The sequence below is a fragment of the Streptomyces sp. NPDC004838 genome (assembly GCF_053600955.1).
This window is the reverse complement of record NZ_JBSGAW010000018.1, coordinates 68,731-94,728: the sequence shown is the minus strand read 5'-3', so window position 1 is coordinate 94,728 and position 25,998 is coordinate 68,731. Positions and strand designations below refer to the sequence as shown.

Annotated in this window: 24 protein-coding genes; 14 read left to right on the top strand and 10 right to left on the bottom strand. The window is 71.7% G+C overall.

What is annotated here, in order from left to right:
* Positions 1-431 precede the first annotated feature (431 nt).
* The 4 genes from ACWEFL_RS21125 to ACWEFL_RS21110 all read right to left on the bottom strand — a co-directional run bounded on the left by ACWEFL_RS21125 (position 432) and on the right by ACWEFL_RS21110 (position 3,438).
* Positions 432-1,205 (bottom strand): class I fructose-bisphosphate aldolase, encoded by a 774-nt coding sequence (locus ACWEFL_RS21125; protein WP_451714758.1) that lies wholly within the window; start codon positions 1,203-1,205, stop codon positions 432-434.
* Positions 1,206-1,216: 11 nt separating this feature from the next.
* Positions 1,217-1,651, bottom strand: a complete 435-nt coding sequence (locus ACWEFL_RS21120; protein WP_451714755.1) for an ester cyclase — start codon at positions 1,649-1,651, stop codon at positions 1,217-1,219.
* Complete coding sequence (locus ACWEFL_RS21115) at positions 1,648-2,106, bottom strand: VOC family protein (RefSeq protein ID WP_451714752.1); 459 nt, start codon at positions 2,104-2,106, stop codon at positions 1,648-1,650. Before ACWEFL_RS21115 ends, ACWEFL_RS21120 begins: the two co-directional genes overlap by 4 nt.
* A 129-nt stretch (positions 2,107-2,235) precedes the next feature.
* Positions 2,236-3,438: an aromatic ring-hydroxylating oxygenase subunit alpha gene (locus tag ACWEFL_RS21110; RefSeq protein WP_451714751.1), complete on the bottom strand. Its 1,203-nt coding sequence runs from the start codon at positions 3,436-3,438 to the stop codon at positions 2,236-2,238.
* Between the two features lie 169 nt (positions 3,439-3,607).
* On the opposite strand from ACWEFL_RS21110, the gene ACWEFL_RS21105 reads away from it, so the two are divergent.
* Complete coding sequence (locus ACWEFL_RS21105; RefSeq protein WP_451714748.1) at positions 3,608-4,663, top strand: aldo/keto reductase; 1,056 nt, start codon at positions 3,608-3,610, stop codon at positions 4,661-4,663.
* Between the two features lie 245 nt (positions 4,664-4,908).
* Here the strand turns inward: ACWEFL_RS21105 and ACWEFL_RS21100 are convergent, their stop codons facing one another.
* The 5 genes from ACWEFL_RS21100 to ACWEFL_RS21080 all read right to left on the bottom strand — a co-directional run bounded on the left by ACWEFL_RS21100 (position 4,909) and on the right by ACWEFL_RS21080 (position 9,934).
* On the bottom strand, positions 4,909-5,301 hold the full coding sequence (locus tag ACWEFL_RS21100) for a VOC family protein (protein WP_451714746.1): 393 nt from the start codon (positions 5,299-5,301) through the stop codon (positions 4,909-4,911).
* A gap of 232 nt (positions 5,302-5,533) precedes the next feature.
* Entirely contained in the window at positions 5,534-5,923 is a 390-nt protein-coding gene (locus tag ACWEFL_RS21095; RefSeq protein WP_451714743.1) for a VOC family protein, read from the bottom strand.
* Complete coding sequence (locus tag ACWEFL_RS21090) at positions 5,908-7,344, bottom strand: FGGY-family carbohydrate kinase (protein WP_451714740.1); 1,437 nt, start codon at positions 7,342-7,344, stop codon at positions 5,908-5,910. Before ACWEFL_RS21090 ends, ACWEFL_RS21095 begins: the two co-directional genes overlap by 16 nt.
* A gap of 2 nt (positions 7,345-7,346) precedes the next feature.
* Positions 7,347-8,366: a zinc-dependent alcohol dehydrogenase gene (locus ACWEFL_RS21085; protein ID WP_451714737.1), complete on the bottom strand. Its 1,020-nt coding sequence runs from the start codon at positions 8,364-8,366 to the stop codon at positions 7,347-7,349.
* A 152-nt stretch (positions 8,367-8,518) separates the two neighbouring features.
* Complete coding sequence (locus ACWEFL_RS21080) at positions 8,519-9,934, bottom strand: amidohydrolase family protein (RefSeq protein ID WP_451714735.1); 1,416 nt, start codon at positions 9,932-9,934, stop codon at positions 8,519-8,521.
* Positions 9,935-10,096: 162 nt separating this feature from the next.
* Here ACWEFL_RS21080 and ACWEFL_RS21075 point away from each other — a divergent pair, with 162 nt between their 5' ends.
* The 12 genes from ACWEFL_RS21075 (at position 10,097) to aroC (ending at position 22,785) form a co-directional block, all read left to right on the top strand.
* Positions 10,097-11,644, top strand: coding sequence for an aldehyde dehydrogenase family protein (locus tag ACWEFL_RS21075; RefSeq protein ID WP_451714733.1), 1,548 nt, complete (start codon positions 10,097-10,099; stop codon positions 11,642-11,644).
* A gap of 102 nt (positions 11,645-11,746) precedes the next feature.
* A complete protein-coding gene (locus ACWEFL_RS21070) occupies positions 11,747-12,232 on the top strand; it encodes a VOC family protein (RefSeq protein WP_451714730.1) in 486 nt (161 codons plus the stop codon).
* Positions 12,233-12,237: 5 nt separating this feature from the next.
* On the top strand, positions 12,238-12,951 hold the full coding sequence (locus ACWEFL_RS21065; protein WP_451714728.1) for a FadR/GntR family transcriptional regulator: 714 nt from the start codon (positions 12,238-12,240) through the stop codon (positions 12,949-12,951).
* Between the two features lie 72 nt (positions 12,952-13,023).
* On the top strand, positions 13,024-13,389 hold the full coding sequence (locus ACWEFL_RS21060) for a cupin domain-containing protein (RefSeq protein ID WP_451714725.1): 366 nt from the start codon (positions 13,024-13,026) through the stop codon (positions 13,387-13,389).
* Between the two features lie 265 nt (positions 13,390-13,654).
* Positions 13,655-14,020 (top strand): VOC family protein, encoded by a 366-nt coding sequence (locus tag ACWEFL_RS21055; protein ID WP_451714722.1) that lies wholly within the window; start codon positions 13,655-13,657, stop codon positions 14,018-14,020.
* Positions 14,021-14,286: 266 nt separating this feature from the next.
* On the top strand, positions 14,287-15,396 hold the full coding sequence (locus ACWEFL_RS21050) for a BMP family ABC transporter substrate-binding protein (RefSeq protein WP_451714719.1): 1,110 nt from the start codon (positions 14,287-14,289) through the stop codon (positions 15,394-15,396).
* Complete coding sequence (locus ACWEFL_RS21045; protein ID WP_451714716.1) at positions 15,371-17,503, top strand: ATP-binding cassette domain-containing protein; 2,133 nt, start codon at positions 15,371-15,373, stop codon at positions 17,501-17,503. The genes ACWEFL_RS21050 and ACWEFL_RS21045 overlap by 26 nt, the downstream gene beginning before the upstream one ends.
* A complete protein-coding gene (locus ACWEFL_RS21040) occupies positions 17,500-18,639 on the top strand; it encodes an ABC transporter permease (RefSeq protein WP_451714714.1) in 1,140 nt (379 codons plus the stop codon). The genes ACWEFL_RS21045 and ACWEFL_RS21040 overlap by 4 nt, the downstream gene beginning before the upstream one ends.
* 9 nt (positions 18,640-18,648) lie before the next feature.
* Positions 18,649-19,560: an ABC transporter permease gene (locus ACWEFL_RS21035; RefSeq protein WP_451714711.1), complete on the top strand. Its 912-nt coding sequence runs from the start codon at positions 18,649-18,651 to the stop codon at positions 19,558-19,560.
* Positions 19,557-20,687 carry a zinc-binding dehydrogenase gene (locus ACWEFL_RS21030; protein WP_451714709.1) on the top strand — a complete coding sequence of 377 codons (1,131 nt, stop codon included), beginning with the start codon at positions 19,557-19,559 and terminating at the stop codon, positions 20,685-20,687. Before ACWEFL_RS21035 ends, ACWEFL_RS21030 begins: the two co-directional genes overlap by 4 nt.
* Positions 20,684-21,490, top strand: coding sequence for a sulfite exporter TauE/SafE family protein (locus ACWEFL_RS21025; RefSeq protein ID WP_451714706.1), 807 nt, complete (start codon positions 20,684-20,686; stop codon positions 21,488-21,490). Before ACWEFL_RS21030 ends, ACWEFL_RS21025 begins: the two co-directional genes overlap by 4 nt.
* 50 nt (positions 21,491-21,540) lie before the next feature.
* Positions 21,541-22,785, top strand: coding sequence for a chorismate synthase (aroC, locus tag ACWEFL_RS21020; RefSeq protein WP_451714703.1), 1,245 nt, complete (start codon positions 21,541-21,543; stop codon positions 22,783-22,785).
* A 428-nt stretch (positions 22,786-23,213) separates the two neighbouring features.
* Here aroC and ACWEFL_RS21015 read toward each other — a convergent pair whose 3' ends face one another.
* Positions 23,214-24,449: a M20 family metallopeptidase gene (locus ACWEFL_RS21015; protein WP_451714700.1), complete on the bottom strand. Its 1,236-nt coding sequence runs from the start codon at positions 24,447-24,449 to the stop codon at positions 23,214-23,216.
* Between the two features lie 283 nt (positions 24,450-24,732).
* Between ACWEFL_RS21015 and ACWEFL_RS21010 the strand changes: the two genes are divergently transcribed.
* Positions 24,733-25,914, top strand: coding sequence for a PucR family transcriptional regulator (locus ACWEFL_RS21010; RefSeq protein WP_451714697.1), 1,182 nt, complete (start codon positions 24,733-24,735; stop codon positions 25,912-25,914).
* Positions 25,915-25,998 lie beyond the last annotated feature (84 nt).

The window sequence follows — 25,998 nt, the reverse complement described above, 5'->3', positions numbered from 1 at the left end:
GTGGGGCTGGGGAGAAGGCGGGGGAGAAGGCGGGGCGCGGAGGGCTCGTACGGCACGGGCCGCCGCGTCACGGGACGACCGGCGGGTGTGCGGCTCCGCGTCGGGGAGCGGCCGGGGCTCCGACGAGTACCCGACGGGCTTCCGGGGCCGCTGTACGGCGCTCCGGCCGGCCCGGAAGCGCCGGAAAGGTCCGCGGGGAAGAGCGGGCGGCGGGGGAGCGGGAGCCGGACCGGAGCCGATGCCACCGGCGGCACGCGCCCCGCGTGCCGCCGGGAGCCGGGGCCTGGCAGCGGCCCCGGTCGGCGAGTCGGCCGTTCCCCGCCCTCCGCACGGTGCGTGCGAGGGCGAGAGCGGGGAGACGGCGTGGCGGAAGGAAAGGAGGAAAGGAGGAAAGGCGCTATGGGGGAAGGGTGGGGCCGGCAGGGTGGCCCTCAGCCGCCGTGGACCGCCTCGCGCAGGCGCGCCACCAGCTTGTCCGGCTGCGCCGAACCCCACACATTGCGGCCGAAGGCGACACCCGCGCCGCCCGCTTCCACCACGCCCTTGGCGAGTGCGACCACATCGTCCTCGCTGTCGGTCTTGGGCCCTCCGAGCGCCACGACGGGCACCGGGCAGGCCGCGACGACCTCGGCGAACTCGGCGGTCGGCCCCGGACACACGGTCTTGATGATGTCCGCGCCCAGCTCCGCGCCGATCCTGGCCGCCCGCGCCACGTTCTCCGTGGTCCACGGAGCCGCCTTGCCCCAGCCGCCCGGAATCATCTCCGCCATCACCGGCAGTCCGAGCTGCTCGCACTCCGACGTCAGCCGGGCCAGCCGCTTCAGCGAGAGATCCTCGTCGGGTGCGCCGGGGAAGGCGAGGACGACCAGACAGTCGGCCCCGATCCTCAGCGCCTGCTCCGGCAGATGCATGATCTCGTTGACATCGCCCTGGGCGAAGTCGCCGATCTCGGAGGAGCCGCCGTCCACCCGCAGGACCAGTCCCGCGTCGGCGAAGACATCGGCGTAGGCGCGGGCCAGGTGCCAGGTGGCGAGGATCGCGTCCGGCCGGCCGGACGCGATCCTCGCCATCGGCTCGCCGAGCGGCGGCCCCTGCCCCATGTACGCGGCGTGGTCGATGGCGACGAAGACGGCACGGCCGTCCTCCTCGAACATGCGGCGCATCCGCCGGAGCTTGCCCGCCCCGAGGGCCGAATGGGTCTGCACAGTGGTTCCTTTCATCGTCCGCCGGTCCGGTCGGTCCGGCCGGTCTGCTCGTGAAACGCGGCGCTGTCCCAGTAGTCGACCCGGTGCGCGACCGCTCCGTCCCGTACCCGGAAACGGAACATCCCCCGGATCCGGACCTCCGGACGGTGGGCGGCGCCGGCCCAGCGGAACGACATCCGGTAGGCGAGCGCCGCCCGGTCGCCGTCCACCAGCAGGTCCTCCGTCTCGTACCGGAGTCCGGTGAACTCGGCGAGGAAGCCCGTCAGCCGTTCCCGGTAGGCGGCACGGCCGTGGAGCCCCTGCCCGAGCGCCGAGGTGTGCTCGTTGTGGAAGTCCTCGGTCACCCGCTCGGCGATCCGGTCGGCGTCACCGCTGTTGAGCGCCGCGACATAGCTCTCGACGGCTCGCCGGGTCTCGTCCGCCGCTTCTTCCGTTCCGGTGCTCACGCGTCCGCGCCCCAGAGGGTGCGGACCTCCTCGAAGACCTGCTGATTGTGCGAGATCTCGACGACATTGCCGTCGGGGTCGGTGAGGGCGCAGATATAGCCGACCGGCGGGGGCAGCTCCATCGGCTCCCAGTGCAGACACCCCGCCTCGCGGGCACGGGCCGCGGTGCTGTCGACGTCCTCCCGGTTCGGCACCTCCATGCCGAGATGCGCGAACGGTGTGAGCTGCGGCTGCTTCTTGCCCTTGTCCTTGTCGAACCCGACCAGGACGAGTACGAACGGGGTCTGTACCTGGCCCGGATTGGACAGCCAGGCATTGGCGCCGTCCGCGTCGCTGTGCCGCGCGACCACCACCAGGGGGGTGAACGACGTGTAGAACTCGACCGCCGCCTCCAGATCGTTCGTCGGCAGCGCGATATGGGTCCAGCGGGCCTCGGTCAGCTTCTTGTCGAGCACGAGCACTCCTCTTCTTTCCTGCGGATACCGTGATTCGGCGGTTCCGTGGATCCGGCGTCAGCCGCGCATAAGGCTTGCGCCGCGGATACGACCCGAGCCGCGCATACGGCCCACGCCGTGGACGCGGCGTCAGCCGTCGACCGGGCCGTCGAACTCGTCCGGGTCCAGCGGAGTCGCCACGTCCTCGCGAATCTGCCTCATCATGTGCCGGGCCCGGCCCTCCCAGGTACTGGACGGGCCGACGCGGTAGAACGGCGAACGCAGGTTCTCCATCAGGACGGTCACCATGTCGGTGTCCTCCTTGTTGGTCAGCTCCAGATTGACCAGCTCGCGCTCCTGCAACTCGATGTCCTCGGTCAGCCCGTAGATCCGGGAGACCAGCCGGCTCCGGTCGGGGGCGATCGGATCCACCCGGACCATGATCAGCTGTGAGGCGTACGGCAGCGGCGTCAGATTCGGGTAGATGAACTCCGCGTAGCTGCCGCGCAGATTTTCCTCGTCGAGGTCGGTACGGCCGAGCGAGAGATCGAAGTTCTCGCTGTGCGGCTTGTAGCCGCTGGTCGTACGGCCCTGGAAGCGCACGATGGTGTCCATCTGCTTGCGCACCTTGTTGAGCCGGCGGTGCACGAACCGGACGTGGTAGTCGTCGTTCGAGTTCTCGACGAAGACCTTCCAGTTCATCGGGTAGGTCTCGTCCAGCTCGCGGTGGTAGCGGTGGTACTCGCCGATCCGGTACGCCTCGTACCGCGGCAGCAGCGGGGCGATCCACTCCTCGAACGGGGGCGCCTTGCGCGACAGACAGGCGAACACCAGTTTGTCGAAGGCGATGTGGACCCGGATCGGGACCAGCCCGTACTCCCGCATCGGGAAGTCGGGGCCGTACATCCGGTCCTTGTCGGGGATGGACAGGAGCTTGCCGTCCAGACCGTAGGTCCACGCGTGGTACGGGCAGGCGAACGCCTTGCCGCAGTTGCCGGCGGGCTCGAACGCCACACCCGACGCGCGGTGCCGGCAGTTGTTCAGGAAGCCCTTGACCGAGCCGTCGCGCTGCTTCACCACCAGCACCGACTGGCTGCCGATCTTCCCGGTGATGAAGTCACCCGGCTTGCGCAGGTCCTCGGTGTCCCCGAGCCACACCCAGGAACGGCCGAAGACCCTCATCATCTCCAGATCGAACAGTTCCTGACTCCACACCTCCCAGGGCTGGAGCATGTCGCTCGGGAGGGGCGACTCGACGAGTCCGTCACCTTCGCGCTCCCGCCCGTCCGAACGGGCGGGAGCGTCCGCCTGGTCGTGCGGGGTGAGCTCCGAAGCGGTCATCCGGTCCAGCACGGCTTCCTCCCCAAACACTTGGATGCTTGAAACACGTGGATCCTTGCGATGTGCCGAAGGTAGGTCGGGGGCGCACACGGCCGATATGTGCTTCAGGCACGAACATCGGCCGCCCACGCTGCCCCCCGGCCACATCGGTGCACCACGGCGGGCGTGTCAGTCTCGGGCGATGGACTATGTGAACCTCGGCCGGACGGGCCTGAGCGTCAGCCGCCTCTGCCTCGGCACGATGATGTTCGGAGCCTGGGGCAACCCGGACCACGACGCGTGTGTACGCATGGTGCACACGGCTCTGGACGCGGGAGTGAACTTCGTCGACACCGCCGATGTGTACGCCTCCGGCGAGACGGAGGAGATACTCGGCCGGGCCCTCAAGGGGCGGCGCGACAGCGTGGTACTGGCCACCAAGTTCGGCGAACAGACGGACCACGCGGAGCCTCTGACGCGCGGCGCGTCCCGCCGCTGGATCATGCGCGCGGTCGAGGACAGTCTGCGCCGCCTGGGCACCGACCGGATCGACGTCTACCAGCTCCACCGGCCGGACCCCGGCACGGATCTCGACGAGACGCTCGGCGCGCTCACGGACCTGATCCGGCAGGGCAAAGTGCGGGCGATCGGCTCCTCCGCCTTCCCGGCGGACCTCATCACCGAGGCGCAGTGGGCCGCGGAACGCCGGGGCCGGGAGCGGTTCACCGTCGAGCAGCTCGCCTACTCGGCCCTCGCCCGGCATGCCGAGGCCGCCGCCCTGCCGGCCTGTGAGCGGCATGGGCTCGGCGTGATGGTCTACAGCCCCCTCAACGGCGGCTGGCTCACCGGCAAGTACCGCGCGGGCTCGGCCGCCCCCGCCGACTCGCGGGCCGTCCGCAACGCCGAGCACTTCGACCACGCCCAGGAAGCCGTCCGGGCGCGGAAGTACACCGTCGTCGAGGAGATCGCGGCACTCGCGGCCGAATCCGGCCATACGATGATCGAACTGGCCATCGGTTTCGTTCTCGCTCACCCGGCCGTCACCTCGGCGATCATCGGTCCGCGGACTCTGGAGCAGCTGACGGGCCAGCTCGGCGCGGCGGACGTACGGCTCGGGCCGGACGTCATGGACCGGCTGGACTCGCTGGTCGCGCCGGGGACCGATGTGAACCCGGCGGACTGCCCGTACGCGCCGCCCGCGCTCGCGGATCCGGCACTGCGCCGCCGCGCCCACGCACAGCGGCCCGAGACCGCCTGACCGCCGGGCGCGACCCGGCAGCGCGGGCCCTCCACCACCGGCCCCTTTGACCGCCGGCCCGCCGGAGTGCTGGACCGCCCGGTCACCCGACGCGCCGGAGTGCTGGACCGCCCGGTCACCCGACGCGCCGGAGTGCTGGACCGCCCGGTCACCCGACTCGCCCGCCGCCCCAGGACATGAAGCAGCCCCCCGGCTCCCGTCGGGGGGCTGCCGCTCATGGTCCCGTACGGCTACGAGTCGGACGGCTACGAGTTGGCCCGCCACATCACTATCTGGTTGCCCCACGGGTCGAGGAAGGACGCGTGCTGCCCGTTGAACTCCTCCCAGACGCTCTGTTCCCACAGGGCCGTCGCCCCCAGCAGAACCGCCTTGTTCAGATAGTCGCCGGGAGGCGCGTCGACCAGGATGTAGACACGGGTGTGCAGACCCGAGCGCGGCTGCGCGGGCAGCGGGGCCGGGTCGGGATGCTGCTCCGTCTCGCTGAAGAGGCCCAGATGCAGCCCCTCACCGGGCACGATCTGATGGAAGACGCCCTGCGGCCGGGGGTTGATGGTCCAACCGAACAGCTCCCGGTAGAACTCCGTCGACGCCTCCACATCGGAGCTGGGCAGATCGACGAAGACGAGTGTGTTGGTCATGAGTGTGCCTCGGAATCTTCTGGGTCGGTTCCCGGTGGTTTCCCGGTCTCCGAGATCTCTGTGGTGCTTGCGGCGCCTGTGGTGACTGTGGCGTCCGTGATGGCTGTGCTTGTCTGCGTCAGTACGGTGTTCGGCTGCTCCCACCACCCCGGCTCGTCCCGGTGGCTTCCCGGTGGCTTCCCGGTGGTCCGTGGGCCCAGCACCGGCCGCCGACAACGGGGGCCGCGCGGTGTCACGCCTCGGGCGCGTGCCCGCTCTTGAAGTAGGTGCCCTTGTCCCTCCAGAGCACGACCTCATTGCCCCAGGGGTCGCGGAACGCCGCGTACCGGGCCTCGAACTCCGCCCACGACTTCTCCTCCCAGAGCACCGAGGCGCCGTTCGCGACGGCCTTCTCCAGATACGCGGGCGGCTCGTCGACCATCACATAGATCCGCGGCACCGGACCGGTGACCGGACGTTCCTCCAGATGGATGCCGAGGTTCGGCTTCACACCGGGCAGCACCTCGTGGAACTCGCCCGCGGGCCGCCGGTTGAAGGTCCAGCCGAAGAGATCCGCGTAGAAGCGCGAGGTGGCCTCCACATCCGGCGTCGGCAGGTCCATGAAGATCACGGGGTTGGGCATCTGGTCTCCAGGCTCTCGTTTCGGTCGATTGCTGTGTCCGCCGGCGCCCGCCGGTCGTGGCCGTGCTCCGCCAGCCGGGCGACCTCCGCGTCCCCGAGCGCGAGGAAGAGCCGCAGGCCCTCCTCGTACACGGGATCGGGCTCCGGCTCGATGACGGTCATCCGCGGGCGCGGCCAGTCGCCGCTGCGCCCGGAGCCGGGCGCCGGCCACCAGCCCGCCCCGGCCCCCGCGGCGAGCGCGGCCCCGTAGGCGGCCACGTCGACCGGCTCCGGCACCTCCACCGGCACCCCCAACACGGCGGCCTTCACCGAGCACCACAGCCGGCTGCGCGCCGGGGAACCGGCGCAGACCAGGGTCGAGATCGGGGCCTTGCGTGCGGCCAGCTCGGCGGCGATATGCGCCAGCCCGTACGCGGCGCCCTCCAGCGCGGCCCGCGCGAGTTCCCCCGGACCCGCCGCCGGGGACAGCCCGTGGATCTCGCTGCGCAGATCACGGTTCCAGCGCGGCGCGCGCTCGCCCTCCAGATAGGGGATCACCGTCACACCCCCCGCACCCGCCGGCACGCCGGCCGCCAGGGCCAGCAGCTCGGGCACCTCGCGCCCGGTCAGCACGCTCAGCCACTCCAGCATCAGACCGTGCGCGGCGACCGGTCCGCCGACGATGTCGAGTCCCGGTACGGCACTGGGCAGCGCGTAGTGGTCGGCGGCGGGCGATCCCACCGCGACCGCCACGGCCAGCCCGCCGGTGCGCCCACCGGGGTCCATCGCCCGGCCCGGCAGGTCGAGACCGCCCGCCCAGAACGCCAGATACGCGTCCTGCGCACCGGCCACCAGCGGTGTGCCCGCTGCCAGTCCGTGCGAGCCGTCGGTCGTGCCGGTCACCGTGCCCGTACGCGCGGGGGGACCGTAGCCGTCCAGCAGCGGGTCACCGGCCCAACGGGACTGCCGCCGGTCCGCGCCCAGCCGCGCCATCACCCAGTCGTACAGCTGCCAGGCCGTCGTGCCGGGGCCGTGCCCGGCCCGCAGCACCGCGTACTGCTCGTGATGCTGCTCCACCGGCGAACCCGTCGCCCCGGCCGGATGACGGCAGGTCAGGGCGGTCGAGGCAGCCGGGTCCGGGCCGGGGGGCGTCGCCGCTCCGGAAGGGGCAGGTACCACGACGGTGGTCGGGCTCTGCCCGCCGAAACTGAGCGCCACCGGGGACGCGGCGGCGGGCAGCCTGGCGGCGAGCCGTCGTACGGCTTCGGTCGCGCCCGCCAGCCAGCCCTCGGGGTCGGCATGGCCCGGACGCCAGGAGGAGGAGCCGGGATAACCGGCGGTGGCGCTGCCCAGGGTGCGGCCGTCGGGGTCGAGGGCGAGCGCACGGGCGGAGTTGCTTCCCAGGTCGACCCCGACGACGACCGGAGCTGACGCGGGCGTCACCGTCAGCCGCCCACGAGTACGCGGTAGACCGGCGACTTGGCGGCCAGCCGCAGCGCCTCGTCCACCTCGGAGAGCGGGAACTCGGCGGTGACCAGGGCGTCCAGATCGGCGGCGAGCCGACCGGAGGCGATCAGCGCGGCGGCCTCGGTCCAGTCCTGCGGCTCATGGCTGAAGACGCCCATGACGGTCAGCTCGTGATGGTGGACCAGGTCGGGGCTGATCCCCGCCGACAGCTCCTTGGGGAACGCGCCGAACAGCACCACCGTGCCGCCGTCGTCGCACATCGCCACGGCCGTCTCCAGGGCGTCGGGGGCGCCCGCCGTGACGAACACCAGATCCTGCTTCCCGCCCGTGGCGACCGCCTCGCCGGGGGTGCTCGTCCAGTCGGCTCCGGCCTCCCGCGACTCGGCCAGCCGTTCGTCGCTGATGTCGATCAGCCCGACCGAGGACGCGCCGCGCAGCCGGGCCAGCGCCAGATGGAGTCGGCCCATGTAGCCCGCGCCGATGACGGCGACCCGGTCCCCGGCCCGCAGCCCGCCGAGCCGCGCCGAGTGGGCGACACAGGCGAGGGGTTCGCCCATCGCCGCGTGGCGCAGTGGTGCGGAACCGGTCCCGAACGCCTGCGCGGCGGGCACCCTCACCAGCTCGGCGAGGCCCGCGCCCATCGAGATGGTGCCGTCCGAGAGCGCTCCTCCCTGCGGCTGCTTGCACAGGGCGCTGCGGCCCCGGCGACAGGAGGTGCAGGTGCCGCAGCGGGTCAGCAGATCGAGGGTGACCGTGTCGCCGACGCGGGCCACACCCGGCAGTTTCGCCACCTTGGACCCGACGGCCACGACCTCCCCGGCGACCTCGTGCCCGGCGGCGACCGGGTAGACCGGCTTGGTGCCCAGATACAGCCGACGTTCCATGGTGCACAGGCCGCACGAGCCGATGCGGACCAGCACATCCTCCGGACCCGGCACCGGATCTGGCTCCTCGCGCAGGGCGACCTGTTCGGCGGCGGTGATGACGGCGATCTTCATACGGGGTCTCCCGGAGACTCGTGAGGGACAGCGGCGGAAGGGGGTGGAGCTGCGGCGAAGCTGGGGTGGAGCAGCGGTCGAGCTGTGGTGGGAGCCGCGGTGAACGGAGTAGGAGGTGAACGGAGTAGGAGGTGAACGGAGCAGGAGGGGTGTCAGCGTGCGGAGAGCACGGGCCATCGGGAGCGTGCGGGGACCCCGGACCGGGACAGCAGATCGGCGGAGGCACGGGCGGCGTCGGCCCGCAGTGCGCTCTCGTCGACCTCCGTGCAGGCGTGGTCGCGGACCACGACCCGCCCGCCGACGAGGACGTCGCGGACCGAGCGGCCGTCGGACGACCACACCAGCTGATGGGCGATGTCACCGCGCGGCGTCCACTGGGGGCCGGTCGTCTCGTGGACCACCAGATCGGCGTACTTGCCCGGTTCGAGCGAGCCGATCCGGTCGGCCATTCCGACGGCTTCCGCGCCCCTGACGGTCGCCAGCTCCAGCGCCTCGGCCGCGCCGATCCCCGTGGGGTCGGCCCCCATGTCCTTGGCCAGTCCGGCGGCGAGGGCGGCCGTCCGCAGGATGTCGGAGCTGTCGCCCGCGTTCCCGGAGTCGGTGCCCAGCGCGAGCCGGCCGCCCCGCTCGAAGAGTTCGGCGTGCCGGCCCGCCCTGGTCACGCCCTGCCCGAGCCGCAGATAGGCCCAGGGGCAGTACGCGACGGCGGTACGGCTGGCGAGGACGGCCTCGACCTCGGCGCCGTCCAGCCAGACCGCGTGCGCGAGCAGCAGATGCGGGCCCAGCACACCGAGATGCTCGAGATGCAGGACCGGACGGCGTCCCGAAGTCCGCAGATAGTGCTCCGGATCGGACTGGGAGGGGGAGAGGTGCATGGTCATCCGGGTGTCGGCGGAGCGGGCCAGTTCCGCCGCCCCGGACAGCAGTTCATCGCTGGCCAGACCGTGACCGACGAGGGTCACCCACCCCTCCACCCGACCGCCCGCCGGATAGGTCTCGATCACCTCGCCCAACCGCTCCAGCACCTGTGGGGCGGGCGCGGCGAAAGGCGCGCCGGGCACATCCCAGCCCCAGGCCCCGACCGTGCCGCGCACACCCACGGTGCGCATGGCGTGCGCGACCCGGTGCGGATGGGCGACGGTGCCCGCCTCCACGATGGTCGTCACCCCGTTCCGCAGGTTCTCCGCGCAGGTCAGCAGCGCCGACAGCTCGTCGTCGTCGCCCGTGTGGGCGGCGTGCAGGGGAATGGCCCAGGAGTCGATGGACACACCCGGCGGCAGATCGTCGGGTATCCGGGCACGCGCCAGCGGGTCGCCGGTCTGATGCTGATGGGCGTTGATCATGCCGGGGGTGACGACACAGCCGTCGGCCCGCAACTCCGCGGTCCCCGGCCAGCGTTCCCGCAGTTCGGAGGTGGCGCCGACCGCGAGGATCCGGTCGCCCGCCACCGCCACCGCGCCGCCCGCGAGGATCTCGCGGCGCGCGTTCATGGTCACCACGTCGCCGCCCGTGACCAGCAGGTCGCAGGGCGGGCCAGGGACCGTGCTGGAGTCCTGGTCGCTTGCCATGACCAGGGACATTAGGTCGCCGACGCCCGGTGAACATCGTGGCCGGGAGCACAATCAACGGCCCCTGGTCCATGCCGGGAACACGATGCGGCCCGCTCACCAGGCCGTCAACCTGACACGAATTCGTCCATAGCGTCCAGGTACCGAGAGGGAGTAGCCGCGATGCTTGCCGCGACGTCCGAACAGGGCCGGAGCCACGGTCAGAGCCCCGGCCCCGAACCCCGGCTCCAGCCGGGATGGCTCCGTACGGACCCCTATCCGCAGCTCATCAACGGCCGCGAGGCCACCGGGGGCACCCCCCGGCCCATCACCGACCCGTCCACCGGCCTGCGGCCCGCCCGCTATCTCGCCGCCACCCCCGAGGAGGTGGACGCGGCCATCGCCGCCGCCCGCACCAGCTTCGACACCGGAGTCTGGCGGCGCATGCCGGGACCGCGCAGGGCGGAAGTGCTGGAAGCGGCGGCAGCCGCGATCCGCGCCGACGGCCCGCGGCTCGCCGCGCTGGAGGCGTTCGACACCGGCAAGGGCGTCTCCGGCGCGCTGGTCAACGACGTGTACGAGGCGGCCAACGCCTTCTCGTACGCCGCCGCCGTGGCCCGTACCGCCCACGGCGACGCCCGCCGTGCCACGTTCCCGCCGGAACTGCTGCCCGGCGGCGGACCGCGTGTCCTCACCCTCCGGGAACCGGAGCCCGCCGGTGTCGTGGCCGAACTGCTGCCGTGGAACGGGCCGCTGATGACCGGCGGCCAGCGCATCGCGTCCGCGCTGGCCGCGGGCTGCTCGATCGTGGCGAAGCCACCGGCCGACGCCGTCATCACCCTGGTCGAACTGGGGCGCGTCCTCGGCGAGGCGGGACTGCCGCCCGGCGTGCTCAATGTGGTGCTCGGCTCCGGCGGCACGGTCGGCGAACAGCTGATCACCGATCCGAGGATCGATCTGATCAGCCTGACCGGCGGCACGGAGACCGGCCGCCATGTGATGGCCGCCGCCGCCCGCAATCTGACCCCCGTCCATCTGGAACTGGGCGGCAAATCGCCCGTCGTCGTCTTCGCCGACGCCGATCTGGAGCAGGCCGTCGGCTGGGCGATGATGGCGGCCTTCGTGAACATGGGCGAGGTCTGCGTCGCGGGCAGCCGGCTGCTCATCGAGGAGTCCGTGTACGAGGAGGTCCTGCACGGTGTCGCCGAGGCCGCCGCCGGGCTGCCGGTCGGGGACGCCCTCGACCCGAAGACCTTCATCGGACCGCTGATCAACGAGGCCCACGCGGACCGGGTACGCGGCTATGTGAGCCGCGCCCTCGACGGCGGGGACGCCCGGCTGATCGGCTCACCGGAGCTGCCGGAGGGCCTCGGCCCGGCCTATGTCGCGCCCACCGTGCTGGGCGGCGTCAGACGGGGCTCGGAACTCGAACAGCAGGAGGTCTTCGGACCCGTGCTGGCCGCCATGCCGTTCAGTTCCGAGACCGAGGCCGGAGAACTGGCCAACGGCACCTCGTACGGCCTCAACGGCACCGTCTTCACCCGTGACCTGGAGCGTGCCTTCCGCTTCGCGGACGTGCTCGACTGCGGCGAGGTCAATGTGAACTGCCACTTCGCGCCCGATATGAACGGCGGCCGCGGGGAGCCCCGCAGGGCGAGCGGATTCTCCCGTACGGGCGTCGACGCCTACACCCGCGTCAAGGCTGTGAACATCCAGGTGCACAGTGGCTGAATCCCCGATTTGTGCTCCAGAACCAAAGACCCGGATGGTCCGGCGTCCATACCTTCTGACCGTCAGACCATCAGTCCGAAAATCCGGAAGGAGTTGCTGACGATGGCGATCACCGGGATGAACCACGCGGTCCTCTATGTGCGGGACGCCCGCAGGACGGCCGCCTTCTACCACGAGGTACTCGGCTTCGAGACCATCATCGAGGGACCGCCCGGCAGCTTTGTCTTCATGCGCGCCCCGGCCTCGCGGAACCATCACGACATCGCCTTCTTCACCATCGGCGAGAAGGCGGGACCGTCCCGCGCGGGCAGCGCGACCGTGGGGATGTACCACATCGCCTGGGAGGTTCCGTCGCTTCAGGACCTCGCCGCGGTACGGGAACGGCTGCTCGCGGCCGGCGCGCTGAAGGGCGCGAGCGACCACGGCGCCAATAAGAGCCTCTACGCCACCGACCCCGACGGGCTGGAGTTCGAGGTCATGTGGCTCGTCCCGGCGGAGCACTGGGGCGACGAGGAGCACGAGGCGATCATCCGGCCGTTGGACATCGACGCGGAACTGCGGCGCTTCGCCGTCGCGACGGGCACGTAACGCCCATGGATCCCTTGCGGTTCGCCCCCGTCTCCCGCGCGACGGTCTCGGAGAAGGTCCGGGACTCGCTGCTGGAGAGCATCCGGAACGGAGTGCTCGCACCCGGAGCCCGTTTCCCCGCGGAACGGACGCTGTGCGAACAGTTCGGCGTGGCCCGGACCTCGGTACGGGAGGCGGTGCAGGGACTGGTCTTCCTGGGGTGCGTCATCAAGCGCGGCAACCGGTTCTTCGTGGCCGAGACCCTGCCCGACGTCCCCCTGGGCGCTGACGACCAGCGCAAACGCAATGTCTCGGAGCTGTTCGAGGTACGACAGGTGATGGAGGTCGCGATCGCCCGGCTGGCCGCTCGCCGGGCGAGCGACGCCGAACGCGGCCACATCACCGCCCTGGCGGCACAGTTCGGCGCGGGAATGCGGCTGGAGGACTTCCGCGACCTCGACCGGCGCTTCCATCTGACGCTGGCCCGCGCCTGCGGCAACCCGACCCTGCACGAGCTGTACCGCAAGGCGCTGGACGCGGTGTTCGACTCCGAGGACTTCTCCTCGCTGCTGGACGCCGAGGACAACGCCGAAGCCGTCCGCGAAGTGATCGCCGAGGCGTCGCTCGCACACGTACGGATCGCCGAAGGGGTGGCCGGCGGCGACGCCAAGGCCGCGGCACTGGCCGCCGCCGACCATCTCGGCGAGGTCGAGAAGCACATGATCGCCCGCATGTTCTAGCCGGGCCGGGGCCCTCCCGAGGGAGCGGACCCATCAGCCCGCAGGGACCGACAGAGAGAGACGGACTCGCCTGTGAGCGACGAAGAACACATCTGGCCTTTCGACGAATCGGAGTTCAAGGAGGTCAAGCCCGGTTTCCGCAGACGCGTCTACACCGGGGACGACATGATGCTGACCTTCTGGCGCATCGAGGAAGGGCGCGGCCCCACCCCGTACGACAACCACCCCGACAACGAGCAGTGGGGGATCGTGCTCAAGGGCAAGCTGGACTTCCGGATCGGCTCCGACGAGCGCCGGACCCTGGGCCCCGGCGACGTCTACTGGGCGCCCAAGGGCCATGACCACGGCGACAGCCTCTTCATCGGCGACCCCGAGCACGGCGAGACCTGGATCCTGGACGTCTTCACCCCGCCGAGGGAGGAGTACCGCAACGGCTGAACGGCCGGAGCGGCTCCCGTTCCCCGCACGCCCGCCCCGCCCCATCGGCGCGGCAGCGACACCACCCCCCCTCTTTTTCCCGGCCCGCCGAGGCCCCCGGCCCGGCCCCCGCTTCCCCCCGGTCTACCGAGGCCCTTCCCCGCCCCGTACACCGGGGAAGCCGGTCGGCGCGCCGGACCTCACCGGCCCCGCCTGCCCCGCCGTGCGACGAACCCCCCTTCAAGGTCCGTCGGCACCCACCCCTTAACACCTCTGGAGGAATCCCATGAGAATCGGCAGCCTGCTCATCGGCTCGGACGACGTCGAGCGGATGAAGTCCTGGTACAGCGCGGCCTTCTCGGTGACCGAGAACGACGGCGGAGCGTTCCCCTTCGGGGACGTCCAGCTCTTCATCGAGGAGCACAGCGAAGTCTCCGGACCGAACAAGGACTCCGCCCGCGTCATCATCAATCTCGACGTGGACGACTGCCGGGCCGTCGAGGCCCGGCTGCTGACCCAGGACGTCACCTGGGTGCGCAAGGTCGAACAGATGCCCTTCGGGCTGATCGGCACCCTCGCCGACCCCGACGGCAACTATGTGCAGATCATCCAGTGGGGCGCCGGCGCCGACGCCGAGTCCCACCGGGGATGACCCGCACACCTCGCAAGACCCTCCACCGGTGCCGCGCAGCACTCCGGCACCACCCCCCGAATGTGCGAGAAGCGCGGTACCAGTGATTTCCGGGCCGACGGCCCCCGTGGATCCGTGAACTCCACGAGTTCTGCGAACTCTGAGACTTCCCCGACCACCGCGGACTCCGTGGCTCCCCCCACTCCTGCAACTCCCGCAGCACACGCGTACGGCCGCCTCGCCGTACGAGATGCCTGACCCGCGTCGAGTCGTCTGGAGAACACGTCATGAAGAAGAAGATGCTGAGAACCGTCGCGGCCCTGGTAGCCGCGCCGGCGCTGCTGTTGACCGCCTGTGGCGACCCCCAGACGGACAAGCCCAAGGACACCAAGGGGACCGGCAGCGACACCGCCGCCGCCGATACTCAGGCCGGCGGCACACTGCCCGAGAACGAGCCCGATGTGAATCGCGACGGCAAGGTCGTCATCGGCATCATGAGTCCCGGCGACACCAAGGACAAGGGCTACTACCAGAGCTTCGTCGACGACATCCAGAAGTTCGCCGACGAGAACGGCTGGAAGCTGACCATCGTCGACAAGATCAACCCCGCCGGCGCCGTCCAGCAGGCACGCAACCTCTGCCTCCAGAAAGTCGACATGATCGCCATCGGGGCCAGCGAGCTGAAGGACGCGCTCTCCGCCTCCACCGAACCCCAGTGCAAGGGCATCACCTGGTACATCAGCGGCGGCCAGGGGGTCAAGCAGACACCCGCCTTCACCCAGTCCGTCGACTTCATCAACGAGAGCCTGTACGCCGCCGGTTACGCGGCCGGCATGATCCTCAAGGAGAACGGCGGCAAGAAGGCGGGATACGTCACCGGCCCCGACCTCGACTTCGCACGGGCCGTCGCCAAGGCGTTCAAGGCCGGGATCAAGGCCGTCGTCCCCGACGCCGAACTCATCGAGAACTACACGGGCGACTTCAACGACTCCGGCAAGGCCAACGAGGCCGCCAACGCCCAGCTCTCCCAGGGCGTCAAGGTGATCTACCCCTACCTCGGCGGCGCGACGGACTCCGTCACCCGGATCGCCAACCAGAAGGGCGTCCCCGCCCTGACCCCCGGTACCGACCGCTGCGGGGCCGCGGGCGGCGGGGTCGAGTACGCGATCTCCGTGATCTTCAGCCCCGGCGCGTACTTCGCCGGCGCGCTCAAGGACTTCAAGGCGGGCACCCTGCGCATGGGCGTCGCCCGCGAATGGCACCTGGGCAAGGACCCCGTGCCCACGGTCAAGCTCTGTGAGCCGACGGGCGACCAGGAGGCGAAGCTCAAGAAGCTCATGGAGGACATCGGCAGCGGAAGGCTGAACGTCGATGACGCCGTCGCGGGCAAGCAGTAGCCCCCTCGCGCCGGGCGCGCCGGCCGAGGCCGCCCGGAAGGCCGACGCGCCCACGCTGCAGATGCTCGGCATCAGCAAGCGGTTCGGACCGGTCTGCGCCTGCGGAGACGTCGACCTCAGCGTGGCGGCCGGTGAGATCCACGGACTGCTCGGCGAGAACGGCGCGGGCAAGAGCACTCTGATGAAGATCCTGCTCGGGCTCGTCACCCCCGACGCCGGCCGGATCCTCCTCCGCGGGGTCCCCGAGGAGATCACCGACCCGCTCACCGCCGCGGCCCGCGGAATCGCCATGGTCCACCAGCACTTCAGCCTGGTGGGCAGGCTCACCGTCTGGGAGAACATCGCCCTCGGCGACCGCGGCCGGGTCGACCGCGAACGGATCCGCACCCTGGTCCGCGAGGTCGGCGAACGCTACGGGCTCGCCGTCGACCCCGACGCGCGGGTGGAGGAGCTGTCCACCGGCGAACGGCAGCGGGTGGAGATCGTCAAATGCCTCCGCAGGGACCCCGACGTCCTCGTCCTCGACGAGCCCACCTCGGTCCTCACCCTGGATGAGTCGCGCGACCTCTTCACCGTGCTGCGCCGGGTCGTCGCGGACGACGGCAAGGCGGTGATCCTCATCAGCCACAAGCTGGACGAGATCATCCACGCCACCGACCGGGTCACCATCATGCGCCAGGGCAGGGTGGTCGCCCGGCGCACCACCGCGGAGACCGACGAACGCTCACTCGCCCGCGAGATGGTCGGCCGGGAGCTGTCCAAGTGGACGGCCGCCACCGCGGTCGGCGCACTGGACGCGCTGATCGAACCGGGTCACACCGAACCGGTGGGCGGCTCCCCGCTCGAAGTGTTCGACGAGGAGGCGGAGTCCGGGGAGTCTGGGGAGTCCGGGGAGTCGGCGGACTCCGCGGGGTCGGCGCCCGCCGGGGAACCGGTGGGGTCCGGGGAGCCGGCGGCAGAAGCCGCCGGCCCCACGGCGGCGGGGGCGACCGGCGCGGCGAAGGCCACCGTGTCCGGAACACCCGTCGTACCCGGCGAACGAGATCGCGCTGCCGGGCCGCCATCCGGCGGCGCGGAAGCGACCGCGTCGTCCACCGTGTCCGGTGCACACGGGCCGCCCGTCGGGACCACCAGCGGTACGCGGGCTCCGTCTCCCGGACCCGCCGGGTCGCTCACGAGCGGCGGCGCGCCCGCCGTCGGCGACCTCTCCGGCATCGGCCCGGTGGCGCCGCCCGAGGCTTCGGGCTCAGCCCCGAACGGGGCCGCCGGGCAACCCGGAACACTCGTGGCGGGCTCCTCCGAGGCCACCGGGACGCCGACGCCCGGCGGCGCGTCCGCCACAGGCGCGGCACCCGCGCCCCGCGGCGTACTCCTGCGCATCCGTGACGCACACGCCGTCAGCCCCGAGAAGATCCCTCTCCTCCGCGGGCTCTCGCTCGATCTGAGGGAAGGGGAGATCCTCGGCATCGCGGGCGTCGAAGGCAATGGACAGTCCGCCGTCGGCGATCTGTTCTCCAGCCTGCTGACGCTCACCTCCGGCAGCGTCGAGGTCGGCGGCGTCACCGTACCGGCCGGACGGCCCGGCGCGATGCACGCCGCCGGAATCGGCGTCATCCCCGAGGACCGGCACGCCTCCGGCTGCGTACTGGACATGAGCGTCGCCGAGAACCTCGTCATGGCCGACCTCACGGCCGTCAGCAGCCATGGATTCCTCAGCCGGGGACGGCTCGCCGACCGGGCCCGCGAACTCATCGCGGAATTCGAGATCGCCACCCCCTCGCCCGACACCCCCATGCGGCAGCTCTCCGGCGGCAACCAGCAGAAAGTGGTCCTCGCCCGCGAACTCTCCGGCCGCCCCCGCGTCCTCGTCGCCGCCCAGCCCACCCGCGGCCTCGACATCGGCGCCATCGAGTACATGACCGAACGGCTGCACACAGCCGCCAAGAGCGGCATCGCGATCCTGCTGCTCTCCACCGAACTCAACGAGATCCTCACCCTGTCCCACCGGATCGCGGTGATCCACCGCGGAACGATCGTCGGCGCGATGGACCGCGCGGACGTGGACGTCGAACGCCTCGGAATGATGATGGGAGGCCAGACCGCATGACCGGACTCCTCGAGGCCACACCGGCGACACCCGGCGCCGGACCGCCGGGCCCCGCCGAGCCGCCCGGCCCCCCGCCCGCCCGGCGGCTGAGAACCGCGGCCCTCTACACCCTCTCGCTCACCACGGCCTTCGGGATCGCCGCGATCCTCATCGTGATCGTCGGCAAATCCCCCTGGGACGCGGCCGTCGCGATGTACGAGGGCAGCCTCGGCAGCGGCGCGTCCATCGGCCAGAGCATCGACCAGGCCGCCCCGCTGCTGATGGTCGCGGTCGGCTCGGTGATCGCCGCCAAGGCGGGCATCTTCAACATCGGACAGGAAGGCCAGGTCATCATCGGGGCGGCCGTCGGGGCGGCCGTCGGCCTCTTCCTCCCCGGCCCCGGCTGGCTCGTCCTCCCCACGATCCTGCTCTGCGCCGCCGCGGGCGGCGCGCTGTGGGCCTCGATCGCCGCGCTCCTCTACTACTGGCGCGGAGTCGACGTCGTGATCAGCACCCTCCTGCTGATCTTCGTCGCCAACCAGGTGGTCTCCTTCGCCGTCAACCGCGACTACCTCCTCCGGGAGACCGCGGTCCCCGGCCAGACCACCACCTCCCAGTCGGACATGCTCCGCGAATCCGTCTGGCTCCCCCGCTTCGGCGAGTTCCCCGGATTCAACATCGGCGCGGGCATCTTCCTCGCCGTCCTGCTCGCCGTCGCCGTCTACTTCGCCCTCAACCGCAGCCGCTGGGGCTTCAGGATCAGGCTCCTCGGCCTCAACGCCAAGGCCGCCCACCGGGCCGGCGTCGGCGCGGTCGTCGTCGGCGGCGGCGCGCTGCTCGCCTCCGGCGCGTTCGCCGGGCTCGCCGGCGGCGCGATGCTCACCGGAAGCGGCTACCGCATCCAGGACGGATTCGCCTCCAACGTCGGCTTCGACGGACTCCTCGTCGCCCTCGTCGCCAAGGACAACCCCCTCCGCGCCATCCCCGTCGCACTCTTCTTCGGAGTACTGCGAGCGGGCGGCGGATTCCTCGCCGCCACCGGCATTCCCCGCTACATCGTCGCCGTCGTGACGGCCCTGCTCGTCCTCGCCGTCGTCTTCCCCGTGGCCTTCGCCGAGATCCAGCGGCGCAAGACCGCCCGTACCGCGGACGCCTGAGGAGGCAACATGATCGACGAGGCATCCGTGATCCTCGCCAGCGCCGTGAGGCTCACCGTTCCCCTGGCCTTCGCCGCCTGCGGCGAGTACATCGCCGAACGGGCGGGCACCATCAACATCTCCGTCGAGGCGATGATGCTCGGCGGCGCGTTCAGCGCCGTCCTCGGCGCCACCGTCACCGGATCGGCATCCACCGGCCTGATCTTCGGCATGGTCGCCGGGCTGATCATCGGCTTCGTGCACGCCCAGTTCAGCCATCGGCTCGGCGTCAACACCTATGTCGTCGGACTCGTCCTCAGCGCACTCGTCCTCGGCCTCACGAGCTTTCTGCTCGACTCGGTCGCACTCGACAAGGACCGGCAGGTCGACGCCGTACACATCCCCTTCTTCTCCGACATCCCCCTCCTGGGGCCCGTCCTCTTCTCCCACCGCTGGCCCGTCTATCTGCTCATCGGGCTGATCCCGTTCGTCTGGTGGCTGGTCCAGCGCAGCCGGTTCGGACTGGAACTGCGGTCCGCGGGCGAGAACCCGCAGTCGGCCGACGTCACCGGCATCGACGTCCGCAAACGCCGCCGTCAGGCACTGCTGATCTGCGGACTGCTCTCCGGGCTGGGCGGCGCGTACCTCGCCGTCGGCGAGGTGGGCATGTTCAACCAGAACATGACCGCGGGCCGGGGCTTCGTCGTCATCGCCGCCGTCATCTTCGGCGGCTGGACCCTGCGCGGCACCATCATCGGCTGTCTGGTCTTCGGCGCGGCCGACGCCATGCGCCTCGCACTGCCCGCGCTCGGCCTCCAGCTCAACGCCCAACTGCTCATCGCGGCGCCCTATCTGCTCGCCCTGCTCGCGATGATGTTCTTCGCCAAGAGCCACCGGGCCCCCGGCGCGCTCGGCGTCCCATTCGTCCGGGGGGTCACGTGAAAGCCGTCCTGCACACCCGTCACGGCGGTCCGGAGACTCTGGAGCACCGCGATCTGCCCGACCCCGAACCCGGCTACGGCGAGGTCCTCGTCGCCGTACGCGCCGCCGGGGTCAACCGGCTCGACCTGATCCAGCGCCGAGGCCCCGGAGTCCTGCCCGGATTCAGCCTCCCGCATGTGCCGGGCATGGACATCGCCGGGGACATCATCGCCCTCGGTCCCGGCGTCGAGAACCGCCGGATCGGCGACCGGGTCGTCGTCAACCCCACCGTGGCCTGCGGCGACTGCCCGGACTGCGCGGCAGGGAACGACGCCTACTGCGCACGCGTCGCCGTCATCGGCGGCAACCGCCCCGGCGGCTACGCCGAACTGGCGGTCGTCCCCGCCACCCACACGCATCTGCTCCCGCCCGGCACCGGCCATATCGCCGCCGCCTCGCTGCCCACGGCGTACGGCATGGCCTGGCAGGCCCTCGTCGTACGCGGTGAACTGCGCGCCGGCGAGACCGTGCTGGTCCACGGCGGCGGCAGCGGGGTGAGCATGGCCGCCGTCCACATCGCCCGCCGGATCGGCGCCCGCGTACTCGTCACCTCCGGCTCGGACGCCAAACTGCGGCACATGGCACAGCTCGGCGCGGACGCCGTGATCAACAACCGTACGGAGGACATCGCAGCCCGCGCCCGCGAAGCCACGGAAGGGACGGGCGTCGACCTGGTGCTCGACCACATCGGCCCCGCCCTCTTCCAGCCGTCGCTGCACTCCCTGCGCCTACGCGGACGGCTTGTCTTCTGCGGAGACACCACCGGAGCCGTCGCCGAGTTCGATCTCGCGCACGCCTTCCACAGCGGCATCACGCTCCTCGGAGCCGGATCCTGCGGATACGCCGACTTCGGCGCCATGATCGACTTCTGCTTCGGCGACGGCGGCGGAATCGAAGGCGAACTCGAACCCGTCGTGGACACCCTGCTGCCCCTCTCCGAAGCCGCCGCCGCACACCGGCGGCTGGAGAGCGGACGGACCATGGGCAAGATCGTCCTCGTGCCCGGCATGCCCGCACCGCCCACACACTCCTCCGCCGCCGCCCTCTCGGCGGCGGGGGCGTCCGCGAAGGCGCCGACCGCCCCGTGACCCCGTTCGACATCGCCCTTGTGCTGACCGCGGGACTCGCGGCCGGCACGCTCAACACCGTCGTCGGCTCCGGCTCCCTGCTCACCTTCCCCGTCCTGGTCGCCCTCGGCTATCCGCCCGTCGTCGCCAATGTCTCCAACACCATCGGACTGACCCCCGGCTCCCTCAGCGGCGCGCTCGGCTGCCGGCGTGAACTCGCCGCGCAGCGGGCGCGCCTGCTGCCGCTCTCCGCCGCCGCCGTCCTCGGCGGCCTGACGGGCGGACTGCTGCTGCTGAGCCTCCCGGCCGAGTCCTTCCGGGCCGTGGTGCCCGTACTCGTCCTGCTCGCCGCGCTGCTGATGGGGCTCCAGCCGTGGCTCACCCGGCTCGTGGCGCGGCGGCGCGAGCGGGCCCGGCCGGTGGGCGGGCCGGTTCCGGTCAAAGGGAGCACCGTCGTCCGGCCGTCGCGCACCGTGAGCCGGGCCCTGGTGGCGGGCGTCTTCGCGGTGAGCGTGTACGGCGGCTACTTCGGCGCCGCCCAGGGGGTGCTGCTCCTCGCGCAGCTCGCGATCGTCCTCGACGACGACCTGCGGCCCCTCAACGGGCTCAAGAACCTCCTCCAGGCACTGGTCAACCTCGTCGCGGCGGCGCTCTTCGCCGTCACGGCGGAGGTGGCCTGGCTGCCCGTGCTCCTGATCGCCCTGGGCTCGATACCCGGCGGTCTCATCGGAGCCGCGCTCGGCCGCCGGGTGCGCCCGGCGGTGCTGCGGGCGGTGGTCGTGGCGGTGGGCACGATTGCGGGGGTGGCGCTCCTGCTGAGCTGAGCGCGGACCACGACCGCTGTACGGATGAACGACGACGAAAGGCAAGGAACATGTTGCGCTGGCTGACCGCGGGGGAGTCTCACGGACCCGCGCTGACCGCGGTGCTGGAAGGAATGCCCGCCGGTGTGGAGATCTCGACCGAGGACCTGGCCGACGCACTCGCCAGACGACGGCTCGGCAAGGGCCGGGGCGCGCGGATGAAGCTCGAACGCGACCAGGTGGAGATCAACGGAGGCGTACGGCACGGGTTCACCATGGGCGGCCCGGTCGCGATCCGCATCGCCAACACCGAGTGGTCCAAGTGGTCCGAGGTGATGTCCCCCGACCCGGCGGACGAGGAGGGCCGGCGGTTCGACGAGCCCGGCCGCTTCCCCGACCGCGGCCGGGCCGCGTCGCTGACCCGCCCCCGACCCGGCCACGCCGACCTCGCGGGCATGCAGAAGTACGACTTCGACGACATCCGCCCGATCCTGGAGCGCGCCAGCGCACGGGAGACCGCGGCGCGGGTGACGCTCGGCGAGGTGGCACAGGCGTTTCTGCGCCAGGTCCTCGACGCGGAGGTCATCAGCCATGTCGTACGGATCGGGTCCGTGGCCCTGCCCGACGGCCTGATCCCGGTCCGCGGCGCCCGCGACGCCGTGGACGCCGACCCCGTACGGTGCCTCGACCCGGCGACCTCCGCCGCGATGGACGCCGAGATCGACGCGGCGCACAAGGACGCCGACACCCTCGGCGGAGTCGTCGAGGTCGTCGTCCACGGCCTGCCACCGGGCCTCGGCAGCCATGTCCACTGGGACCGGCGGCTCGACTCACGGCTGGCCGGTGCGCTGATGGGCATCCAGGCCATCAAAGGCGTCGAGGTCGGCGACGGATTCACCACCGCGTCCCGGCGCGGCTCCCTCGCCCATGACGAGATCGAGGGCGTCACGGGCGCGGCCCCCGGCCGCCTCGCCGTCCGGCGCGTCACCGAGCGCACCGGCGGCATCGAAGGCGGCATGACCACGGGCGAGACGCTGCGGGTCCGCGCGGCGATGAAGCCCATCTCCACGCTCTCCCGGCCGCTGTCCACCGTCGACGTCCGCTCCGGCGACCCCGCGAAGGCGATCGCCCAGCGCAGCGATGTGTGCGCGGTTCCGGCGACGGGCGTCGTCGCCGAGGCGATGGTCGCGCTCGTCCTGGCGGACGCGGTGCTGGAGAAGTTCGGCGGGGACAGCGTCACGGAGACGCGCCGCAATGTGGAGGCGTACCTCGCCGCGGCGAAGGTGGTGGTAGCCGACCAGCCCCCCACCTCATGACCCCCGCGCTCCGGGCTTCCGCGCACCGGGCTTCCGCGCACCGGGCTCCCGCGCACCGGGCTTCCGCCCCGGACCTGTCCCGGACCTCGGGACGGGCCGGGGCTGCCGGGTTCGGTCGCCAGGTGACGGCTGGGCAGGGAAAGCTCAGTGCTTCCGAGCCCCTGCGCCCTGGCCCCGGACGGGAACAATCAGCCTCGCCGGCGTTTGAGGCGTGGGGGTTCGGGGGCGGAGCCCCCGACGGGGAGCGGGGCAGTATCCCCGCGTTGGGCCCGCGCCATCCGTGGCTCAGGCCGGGGCCTCTGCCCCGGCTTCTCGGGTCCGGGTGGGAAGAATCAGCCTCGCCGGCGTTTGAGGCGCGGGGGTTCGGGGGCGGAGCCCCCGACGTGGACCGGGGCCGTACCCCGTGCTGGGCCCGCGCCACCCGTGGCTCAAGGCCCGGTCCCGGGCCCCCGCAGCAACCGGTCCCGGACCTCGGGTGTCAGCGCCGCGTCCACCGCCGTCCAGGCCATCGCCAGACCGCCTTCCAGGAGCGCGCGGTCCGCCTCCGGCCGTACCGCGTACGCGGCGAAACCGGCCTGGTGCAGACCCGTCGAGCCGGAGCCGATCGAGACGAGGGGCTGGATCGAGGGGATGGCCAGGGAGATGTTCGCCATATCGGTGGAGCCCGCCTCGCGGTCGTCAGCGGGCTCCTTCGGCGGGAAGCTACGGCCGACGGCGAGCGCGTTGCGCTCATACGCGGCGAGGAGATCGGGATCGTGACGGAAATGGGAGTACGCGGGGGAGTGGGAACCGAAGGTCAGACGCGTACGCGTCGCCACCGCGCCCGCCTCGAAGCACTCGCGGACGCGGGCCTCCAGTTCGGTGAGGTCCTCCAGCGTCGAGGACCGCACGTAGTACGACGCCTCCGTCAGCTCCGGGATCACATTCGGCACCTGACCGCCGATCGTGGTGATGCCGTGCACCCGCTGGTCGGGGGTCATGTGCTGACGGAGCAGACCGAGCGCCACCTGCGCCACGGTCAGCGCGTCGGCCGCGTTGAGGCCGTCCTCGGGGCAGGCCGACGCATGCGCGGCCCGGCCCTCGTACCGGACCCGGAGCTCCGCACGGGCCAGGCAGAGCGGATCGAGCCGCTCCCGCGGCGAGGGGTGCACCATCATCGCCGCGTGGACGCCGGCGAAGACGCCGCGCTCCAGCATCAGCACCTTGCCGCCGCCGTTCTCCTCGGCGGGCGTCCCCAGGACCCGGACGGTGGCGCCCAGCTCGTCGGCGACGGCCCCGAGGGCCAGTCCCGCGGCGACGGCCGCCGAGGCGATCACATTGTGCCCGCACGCGTGGCCGATGCCGGGCAGGGCGTCGTACTCGGCGCAGATCCCGATGACCAGCGGCCCGTTGCCCCGCTCGGCCACGAAGGCCGTGGGGAGTTCGCCGACGCCCGCCGTCACGGTGAAGCCGTTCGCGGTGAGCAGTTCGCCGAGCCAGCCGCAGGCCCGCTCCTCCTCGAAACCCAGCTCGGGGTGGCCGTGCAGACGGTGGCTCAGCGCCACCAGCTCCGGGGCCGCCCGGTCGACCACCGCCCGAGCGGCGGCCTTCGCCCGGACAGCCGCTTCCGAACGGCCGGCGGCCCCTGCTTCCCGACCATCAAATATCTTGCTATAGGGAGACATTTCGGCATCGTGCCATGCGCACCGCCGAGTCCGCGATACCCGTGCCCGCCCGAATACGGAAAGGAGCGCGGTCCGTCCCGGTACGGCCCGCGCCGCCTTTCTCGTAATTCAGGAGGTATAGGGCGTAGCGAAAGACGATCGCTCCGGGATACGTTCCCGATACCGGCAACTCCGGGTCGGGGATTTCAGGATTTCGGGGATATCGGCGATCACGGACATCTGTGGATATGGCAGACCGCGGTGACCGGCTGGACGATGCGCCGACCGAGTAGTGCGGAGCGCCATGAGTCAGACCGTCGGGAGAGAAGTCCGTCGCCGCCTCACGTCCAGTGGGGCCGAAGCGTTCGAACGCAGGCTCAACACCCTCGCTCTGTCGGGTGACGGCTGGGCGGCCATTCTGCGCGCCGTCGCGCACCAGAGCGGCCGACCGGTCCGTCTCGTCGGAGTACACGGAGGGGTACTCGCCGCCACCGACGACGGCACCACGTCGATGACCCCGGTGAGCGTCGCCCAGGTCTTCGCCGAGGGAGGTCCGGTCACCGTGACCTGCGAGCGGGGCTGGCACGCCACCGCCGTCGCGGTCCGCGCGGGCGAGCGCCGGGTCGGGCTGCTCCTCCTCGGCCGGTCCGAGCCGCCGGCGGACCCGGACGACGGGGTGATCCTGCGGGCCGCGTCGACGGCCGTCGCCATCGAGGCGATCCGCCGTGACGCGGTCGCCGCGGCCACCACCGAGACCGCCGGACGGCTCATCGACGAACTGCGCTACGGCGCTCTGCGCAATCACACCGAGGTGCTGCGGACCGCGGCCCGGTTCGGCCTCCACCTCGACCGGCCGCACGCCGCCGTCGTCTTCGCGTACGCGGGCCCCAACCAGCGCACCTGGGCCACGGCCCTGTCCTGGCTCGAGATGCCGGTCCGCCAGGACGGCCAGTTCGGTCTCGCCGTGCTGGAGGGGGACATCGACCGCGAGATCACCCGGATCCGGGTCCGGCTCCAGGGCATGGTGGGCGAGGGACCGGTACTGGCCGCCGCGGGCCCCGTCGTCTCCGACGTACGGGAGACGGCCCGTTCTTTCCGGGACGCGGAGACCGTTCTCGGCCTGCTCCGCCGGCGCGCCGGCGAGGTGGAGCTGCGGTTCTCCTCACTGGGCCTGGCCCAGCTGCTCTTCGGCGTCTCCCCGGAGCGTCTCCAGGCGTTCGTCGAACAGCATCTCGGCCCGATACTGGAGCGGGAGGAGTGGGTGACCACGCTCAGCGCGTGGCTGGCGACCAAGGGAAGCCGGGCCGCCGTCGCGGAACTCCTGCATCTGCACCGGAACTCGGTCGGTTACCGGGTGGGCCAGATCCGCGAACTCCTGGACGCCAATCCGCTCGACCCGGAGGTCACCCTGCGGCTCCAGGCGGCCCTGACCGCGCGTGAACTCCTGTCGGTCCTGGGCGAGGACGGCGCCCGGCGGGAAGCGTAGGAGGCGGCCGTCGCGGTCGGGGGCGGCGGGCGGCTCGGTCAGGGGCTCGGGGCTACTCCCGCCCGGCGGTCGGCGGACCGGTCC

What these genes read in the sequence shown, in the direction of transcription:
- ACWEFL_RS21105 (WP_451714748.1), top strand. Translation starts at nt 3,608, where the DNA reads ATGGACTATGTGAACCTCGGCCGGACGGGCCTGAGCGTCAGCCGCCTC.
- ACWEFL_RS21070 (WP_451714730.1), top strand. Translation starts at nt 11,747, where the DNA reads ATGGCGATCACCGGGATGAACCACGCGGTCCTCTATGTGCGGGACGCC.
- ACWEFL_RS21095 (WP_451714743.1), bottom strand. Translation starts at nt 5,923, where the DNA reads ATGCCCAACCCCGTGATCTTCATGGACCTGCCGACGCCGGATGTGGAG.
- ACWEFL_RS21055 (WP_451714722.1), top strand. Translation starts at nt 13,655, where the DNA reads ATGAGAATCGGCAGCCTGCTCATCGGCTCGGACGACGTCGAGCGGATG.
- ACWEFL_RS21080 (WP_451714735.1), bottom strand. Translation starts at nt 9,934, where the DNA reads ATGGCAAGCGACCAGGACTCCAGCACGGTCCCTGGCCCGCCCTGCGAC.
- aroC (WP_451714703.1), top strand. Translation starts at nt 21,541, where the DNA reads ATGTTGCGCTGGCTGACCGCGGGGGAGTCTCACGGACCCGCGCTGACC.
- ACWEFL_RS21010 (WP_451714697.1), top strand. Translation starts at nt 24,733, where the DNA reads ATGAGTCAGACCGTCGGGAGAGAAGTCCGTCGCCGCCTCACGTCCAGT.
- ACWEFL_RS21040 (WP_451714714.1), top strand. Translation starts at nt 17,500, where the DNA reads ATGACCGGACTCCTCGAGGCCACACCGGCGACACCCGGCGCCGGACCG.
- ACWEFL_RS21015 (WP_451714700.1), bottom strand. Translation starts at nt 24,449, where the DNA reads ATGTCTCCCTATAGCAAGATATTTGATGGTCGGGAAGCAGGGGCCGCC.
- ACWEFL_RS21085 (WP_451714737.1), bottom strand. Translation starts at nt 8,366, where the DNA reads ATGAAGATCGCCGTCATCACCGCCGCCGAACAGGTCGCCCTGCGCGAG.
- ACWEFL_RS21065 (WP_451714728.1), top strand. Translation starts at nt 12,238, where the DNA reads ATGGATCCCTTGCGGTTCGCCCCCGTCTCCCGCGCGACGGTCTCGGAG.
- ACWEFL_RS21075 (WP_451714733.1), top strand. Translation starts at nt 10,097, where the DNA reads ATGCTTGCCGCGACGTCCGAACAGGGCCGGAGCCACGGTCAGAGCCCC.
- ACWEFL_RS21035 (WP_451714711.1), top strand. Translation starts at nt 18,649, where the DNA reads ATGATCGACGAGGCATCCGTGATCCTCGCCAGCGCCGTGAGGCTCACC.
- ACWEFL_RS21100 (WP_451714746.1), bottom strand. Translation starts at nt 5,301, where the DNA reads ATGACCAACACACTCGTCTTCGTCGATCTGCCCAGCTCCGATGTGGAG.
- ACWEFL_RS21050 (WP_451714719.1), top strand. Translation starts at nt 14,287, where the DNA reads ATGAAGAAGAAGATGCTGAGAACCGTCGCGGCCCTGGTAGCCGCGCCG.
- ACWEFL_RS21045 (WP_451714716.1), top strand. Translation starts at nt 15,371, where the DNA reads ATGACGCCGTCGCGGGCAAGCAGTAGCCCCCTCGCGCCGGGCGCGCCG.